Below are 6,585 nucleotides of genomic sequence, written 5' to 3'. Positions count from 1 at the left end.
TCCTTAGCCTCGCTTATGAAAAAGATGTCACTTATTCGCGGTGTCAGACGCATAAGACTCGGAAGCGTGGAACCTATTCAGATAACCGATGAATTTAAAGAGATTTTAGATGAACCTTGGCTTGAAAGGCATCTGCATATCGCACTTCAGCATACATCACCGCAGATGCTAAAGTTTATGAACAGACGAAATGTCTACAAGCAAGACAGGGAGCTTTTTGAACTACTCTCAAGCAAGGGTTTTGCTATAGGAACCGACTTTATAACAGGACATCCCGGCGAAACACAGCAGCTTTGGGATGAGGCAATGAGACATGTACGGGAGTTGCCTCTAACACATCTTCATGCGTTTACATACTCTAAAAGAGACGGCACACCCTCAGCTACAATGAAGCCAGAGGTAAACGGGAAAATTGCAAAAGATAGGCTTCATGAACTTGAGAAGATTGTAAGTGAAAAAAACTTTGCATTCAGAAAGACTTTTAGCTCTTCCCTAGACATACTGATAGAGAGCCAAAAAGATGGTTTGTTTGTCGGATATGATCAGCACTTTAACAAAATCATGATAGACTCAAGTGAAGATTTAGTTGGAAACTGGATTAATTTACAAGAGTATGAGGTAAAAGAGGAGGCTAACTATGGTAGGGTCTAAAACAAACAGAGTAGCACTTTATGCATCAGCTTTTTTAGTGATAATTTTGGTTCTTTTTGCAATTCTAAGAGATAATGCAGAGACTATTTCACTAAAAGATGCGACCTCTATGTTACAGAACAAGGATGTTAAAAATGTTATGCTTTCAGAGGATTTTGTCTATCTTAAAACAGATAATGAGGTTTATAAAATTGCATCTTCTCAAATCTCTGCACAAATGCTTGGCGAGTATAAAGTCAAGGTTAAAAACGGCTCAAATATAGTGGTTTACCTTCTTTTTTTAATACTTTTTTTAGGACTTGGCGTGCTTATTTTTAAGTGGCTTCAAAAAAACAAAATATTAGATACCCAGAGCATCACAAGCAGCAGATTTAAATCTTCATTAGAGCATTCAAAACCGATAGGATCTATAAAAAGCGATGTCACATTTAGCGATATTGGCGGCATAAGTGATGTAAAAATAGAGCTTGAAGAGATAATTGATTTTATGAAAAAGCCAAAACGCTACAAAAGTTTTGGCGCAAGAATGCCACGAGGTGTACTTTTAGTAGGACCTCCTGGGGTGGGTAAAACTATGATAGCAAAAGCAGTTGCGAATGCTGCGGGTGTTCCTTTTTACTATCAAAGTGGTGCTTCTTTTGTTCAGATATATGTCGGCATGGGTGCAAAGCGGGTTAATGAGCTTTTTAATGCGGCAAAGAACAACTCCCCATCAATAATATTTATAGATGAGATAGATGCCGTAGGGAAAAAAAGAGACGGACAGAGAAACGATGAGAGAGAAGCAACACTTAACCAGCTTTTAACGGAGATGGACGGCTTTGAAAACTCTAGCGGGGTAATCGTAATCGCCGCTACAAACAAGATAGATGTGCTTGACTCAGCGCTTCTTCGTTCAGGAAGATTTGATAGGAGAATTTTTGTCGAACTTCCTACAAAAAGGGAGAGAGCTTCAATCCTTAGCAAATATTTAGAAAAAGTTCCCAATGACGTAAATGTAGATACTGTGGCAAGCATGACGGTAGGCTTTAGTGGAGCATCACTGGCCACTCTTGTCAACGAAGCATCTCTGCTTGCTATAAGAGGGCATGATTTTCAAGTTACAATAGAGCACTTTCATCACGTAAAAGACAAGGTTATGTTTGGCAAAAAGAAGCTCCAGATGTTAAGTGATGAGCAAAAACAGTACCGAGTAACTTATCAGGCGGCGAAAGTAATCTGCGCAACTTATTTTGATCTTCCTTTTGAAAAATTACTTCTCTCAAACGAGAAGCTGACTCCCGCAACAGATGAACCGCTTATAAAATATGAGCTTGAATCAAGAGTAAAGATGCTTTTAGCTGGCATTGTCGCATGCAACATCAAGTACAATGAACATGCAAGTAGTGCCAAAGGTGATTTGGATGAAGCAAAAGAGATAGTTGAAAAGATGATTACAGAGTACGGCATGGGCTCATCTCTTATGGCTAGCGAGAATGAAAAAGAGATTTTAATGAAAAGACTCTATGAGGAGACAAGAACTCTTTTAGAATCAATGCAGAACGTTATAAAATATGTAGAGGGTGTTTTAAATGAGCGTGAGAGCATCACAAAAGCAGATGTAAAAAAGAAGCTCAATGAAATTTTTTAGCGGATTTTCTCTAAAAAATGAGCAACACTATTTTAAAGATTATATAAACTCGTCTCAATATTGTGTCTGCGGATTTAGCTACGGAGCCATAAAAGCGTTTGAATATATAAAAGAGCAGTTGAGAGTAAAAAAAAGAGTAGACACCTTGCAGCTTTTCTCCCCTGCTTTTTTTCAGACAAAAGATGAGAAGTTTAAAAAACTTCAACTTCTTGGATATAGAAAAAACAGAGATGCGTATTTAAGAGAGTTTATCTCTTTGTGCTTTTTGCCCTATGAAAAAAAGATTATAGAGCATGATAAAAACAGCATTGAAGAGCTAAAAGAGCTACTTTGTTATGAGTGGGACAGAGAGGAACTAAAGGATATCGCACAAAGCGGGATAAAGATAGAGGTTTATCTCGGTGGCAAAGATGCAATAATAGATGCAGATGGTGCAAGGGAGTTTTTTTTAGAATTTGCAACTCTAACATATATAAAAGATGCAAATCATTTTTTACTAACTAACTAGGAGAATATATATGAGTAAAATAAAAATAGGCGTTATCACGGCAAGCGACAGAGCAAGCAAAGGAATATATGAAGACATATCGGGAGTTGCTATTCAAGACACCATGAAAGAGTATCTTGTGAGCGAGTTTGAGATAGTATATAGATGCATCCCAGATGAACAGGACATGATAGAAGAGACCTTGATAGAGCTTTGCGACAATAAGGGGTGCTGTTTTGTAGTTACGACCGGTGGAACAGGGCCCGCTCTAAGAGATGTGACCCCCGAAGCCACCGAGAACGTATGTCAGAAGATGATGCCGGGATTTGGCGAGCTTATGCGTCAGGTAAGCCTACAATATGTGCCGACTGCAATTTTATCTCGTCAGACGGCTGGCATCAGAGGCAAAAGCCTTATCATAAACCTGCCGGGAAAACCAAAATCCATCCGTGAGTGTCTTGATGCAGTATTCCCTGCTGTACCGTACTGCATAGACCTAATAGAAGGACCTTATATAGAAACGAACGAGGATGTTATAAAGGCTTTTAGACCGAAGATTAAGTAGATAGGTGTAACGATTAAATAGAGTGATAAATACTATAGCATATAGGATTGTCTTTTATTATTCTGTATGGTCCTCTTCAATGACCTAAATGACACTCTTGTGAGAGAATCTCCACTTTATGCAACTTTACTTATCATTGATTTTTTAACTAACAGGTTTAATGCAGTGCACCGAAGAAGCAACTCTATAACTTGTCCAGATTGAATTGCATTATTGGGCTTATTGCCAATAGCAATGGTTTTAAACTCTATTGTAACTAGCTCCACTGCATACATAAACAGTTGAGAATCATCTTGGTAATTCCTATAGATTACTTATGCAACCAGAAATATTGCAAGAGATGAAGTTATAAAAAATGGTCATTCTAAAATGTATTATTATTGCTTAAGTTAGTGCCATTCTTCATGAGAGGTGTAATTTAGGTGCATGTGTACATTTATAAAGTTTAGCATAAATTATTATAATAATTTATAAATCTTTAATTATATAAAGGGTATTATTAAACAACAAAATTAATCACGGAGAGATAAATGAAAAAAATCGTAGTGGCACTAATCTTAAGCTCAGTTCTTGGACTGGCTTATGAGACTACAATAAATTCGACAATGAGTTTAATGACACAAGGTATGAACCAAATTCAAAGTGGTTTTTTATATAGTAAGAGGGATGAAGTAAAGGCTGGTGTGGTTGTTTTAGAAAATGCAAACGCTATTTTTTCTAAAGTTGATGTATCTGTTTTTATAAAACACAACAACAAAGTTCAAGTTACTAAAAACATCAGCAGTAACCTAGCAGAACACTTAAAAGCACTAAAGTCAGCAATAGAAAAAGAGAGTTATACAGATGCTACTAAAGCTTACGGTGAGATTATAGCTGACTGTATTTCGTGTCATAGAATAGTTAGAGGCTGGTAGTCTTAGCTATTTATAAATAATATAACTATAAACTATAAATTCTAAAGCTTATAGTTATATTACATCCCCGCAAGTAAATCTCTACTTTTTCTGATAAAATTCAAACCTTTTAATCTTGGCTATCATTCATATAGTAAATCTTCTAAAAGTGCTTTGTCTTTTTTGTATTTATTGGCTGACAAAGCACCTTTGACATTCTCTTTTTATGCCTCTGTGCCCATGTTAGTAATGGGATTTAGACAAAATTTACATCCGTGACATGATGTTTTAGACCAAGTTCTGCTGGAGTGCATCCTAGTGCTAGTCCTACCATCTGCTGCATATGAAGAACAGGAAGTGAAACTTCTCTTCCAATTGCTTCTGAGGCATGTTTTGTTTGAGTGTCGAGTTTTAGGTGGCAAAGCGGGCAGGGTGTTACCATCATGTCCGCATTATTGTCGGTTGCGCCTGCAATTGCATTTCCTGTTAAAACTGATGCCGTATGCGGTGCTTGAAGTTCTACATGGAAGCCGCAGCACTTGTTTTTCTCTTCATACTCAACGCTCATAGCTCCGCAAGCGATGATAAGGTCATCAAGTGAAGTAGGGTTGTATGGATTCTCTTTTTGCTTATGAGACTCGTCATGAAGCTCTGAGGGGCGAATATTGTGACAGCCGTAAAACGGAGCAATATTGAACTGGCTCAAAGGTTTCACAACCATCTTTTTTATCTTGTCAAGTCCGAAATCATCAATAATTGCATACAAAAAATGAATAACATTTGATGTCCCTTTATACTCTAAACCAACTTCTGCAAGCTTTTCGTTAACCTTTGCTTTTAGTTCTGAATTTTTATCGAGTCTATGTTTCGTCATAGCTGTATTTAACTGACAGGTATTACAGATAGTAACCATTGTTAAGCCGTGTTTTTCCGCATAAGCTATATTTCTAGCATTTAAAACGAGTGATAAGAAATCATCATAATCCTGCAAGTGAGAAGCCCCGCAACATGAAGCTTCTGTTAGTTCGATAAGTTCAATATCCAGTTTTTTGGCAACTGCTAGAGTTGACATCATCTGTTCTGGAGTGCTCTGTCTTGCCGTACATCCTGTAAAAAGTGCATATTTTAATTTTTTCATTTAACTACTCCTAGAACTTTACTGTTGATGAGGATTTTATGAGTTTTTGTATCTCATCAAGATTACCCGATTTTGGCATATTCCAAGGCATGACTATCTTGCCTTTTCTAAACATTTGAAGTGCTACAGGAATATGTTTTACGATAGCCGGTCCCTCAGAGTAAAGAACTAAGCCACCCTCATCAAGCATGCCATGTTTTCTTATAGAGTGCAAAAAGCCAACAGCATGACGAGTTGCAACATTGTTTTTAGCAACACCTTTTTTAAATGCCATCTGATGCAGTTTTGTAATTTTTTCAAAAGGATTTATATGTTTTGGACAAACCTCCGTGCACTCAAAACATTTTACGCAATCCCAGACACCTTGCTTCTCTTCGTTTACATTGATAAGTCTCTCGCCGTCACTATCGCGGACATCCGCTTCAAAACGGTAAGCCGCAGCAAATGCCGCAGGACCGAAAAAGTCACTGTTTATCTCAACAGCAGGGCAAGCATAGTGACATGCACCGCACTGAATACATAAATCAGCTTCGTTTAACTCCTCGGCATCATGCGGAGATACAAGATTTTCACTCATAGGTGTCTCATCAATGTCTGCAACAAGATAAGGAGTTACTGCCGCATGTTTCTCCCAAAAATCAGCCTTGTCTATAATCATATCCTTAACAGCTCTTTTGATGCTAAGAGGTTCAATCGTTAAATCATTTCCAAAGTATTCAATCATGGTTGACATACTCTCTTTGCATGCTAAAGTAGAGCGACCGTTTACTTTGATGGCACATGCTCCGCAGATACCGTGACGACAGCTTCTTCTGTATGAAAAACTCCCGTCATAATCCCATTTGATTCTGTTTAGTATATCTAAGACAACTTCTTCAGAAGTAACATCTAAGCTATAATCTTCATAGTATGGAAGATAATCTTCATCAGCATTAAAGCGAAATACTTTGAAGTTTACTTTTTGTGTAGTAATTTTATTTGTACTCATAACTTCTCCTTAGTAATTTCTTGCTTTAAGTTCATGTTTGCCAAGAACTACAGGCATATAATCAAGTTCTATATTGCCCTGTTTGTCCATATAAGCCATGGTGTGTTTTAGAAAGTTTTTATCATCACGTGTATCAAAATCTTCTCTAAAGTGTGCGCCGCGACTCTCGTTTCTTGCAATTGCGCTCTCAACGATAAACGCAGAGTAGTCAATCATATGTCCAAACTCTATCG

Annotated in this window: 6 protein-coding genes and 2 pseudogenes; 5 read left to right on the top strand and 3 right to left on the bottom strand. The window is 37.5% G+C overall.

All coding sequences use genetic code 11. The features are described from left to right. From M0Q17_RS10260 to M0Q17_RS10240, 5 genes and pseudogenes are all read left to right on the top strand, one after another. Window positions 1–651: pseudogene (locus tag M0Q17_RS10260) on the top strand (radical SAM protein); the annotation flags it as partial. Then, complete coding sequence (locus M0Q17_RS10255) at window positions 638–2,281, top strand: AAA family ATPase (protein ID WP_295086546.1); 1,644 nt, start codon at window positions 638–640, stop codon at window positions 2,279–2,281. The pseudogene M0Q17_RS10260 and the gene M0Q17_RS10255, both read left to right, overlap by 14 nt. After that, entirely contained in the window at window positions 2,268–2,789 is a 522-nt protein-coding gene (gene bioV / locus M0Q17_RS10250; protein ID WP_295086544.1) for a pimelyl-ACP methyl ester esterase BioV, read from the top strand. Before M0Q17_RS10255 ends, bioV begins: the two co-directional genes overlap by 14 nt. 10 nt (window positions 2,790–2,799) lie before the next feature. Beyond that, window positions 2,800–3,333, top strand: coding sequence for a molybdopterin adenylyltransferase (mog, locus tag M0Q17_RS10245; RefSeq protein ID WP_295086542.1), 534 nt, complete (start codon window positions 2,800–2,802; stop codon window positions 3,331–3,333). A 530-nt stretch (window positions 3,334–3,863) separates the two neighbouring features. Further along, on the top strand, window positions 3,864–4,247 hold the full coding sequence (locus tag M0Q17_RS10240; protein WP_295086540.1) for a cytochrome C: 384 nt from the start codon (window positions 3,864–3,866) through the stop codon (window positions 4,245–4,247). A 235-nt stretch (window positions 4,248–4,482) separates the two neighbouring features. Here the strand turns inward: M0Q17_RS10240 and M0Q17_RS10235 are convergent, their stop codons facing one another. The 3 genes and pseudogenes from M0Q17_RS10235 to M0Q17_RS10225 all read right to left on the bottom strand — a co-directional run. Then, window positions 4,483–5,364, bottom strand: a complete 882-nt coding sequence (locus M0Q17_RS10235; protein ID WP_295086538.1) for a CoB--CoM heterodisulfide reductase iron-sulfur subunit B family protein — start codon at window positions 5,362–5,364, stop codon at window positions 4,483–4,485. A gap of 10 nt (window positions 5,365–5,374) precedes the next feature. Continuing rightward, a complete protein-coding gene (gene sdhB / locus M0Q17_RS10230) occupies window positions 5,375–6,352 on the bottom strand; it encodes a succinate dehydrogenase/fumarate reductase iron-sulfur subunit (RefSeq protein WP_295086536.1) in 978 nt (325 codons plus the stop codon). A 9-nt stretch (window positions 6,353–6,361) separates the two neighbouring features. Further along, a pseudogene (locus M0Q17_RS10225) lies at window positions 6,362–6,585 on the bottom strand (succinate dehydrogenase/fumarate reductase flavoprotein subunit); the annotation flags it as partial.

The organism is Sulfurimonas sp. (genome assembly GCF_023229105.1).
In the GTDB taxonomy this organism is placed as follows: domain Bacteria; phylum Campylobacterota; class Campylobacteria; order Campylobacterales; family Sulfurimonadaceae; genus Sulfurimonas.
This window is presented reverse-complemented; position numbering and strand designations above follow the sequence as displayed.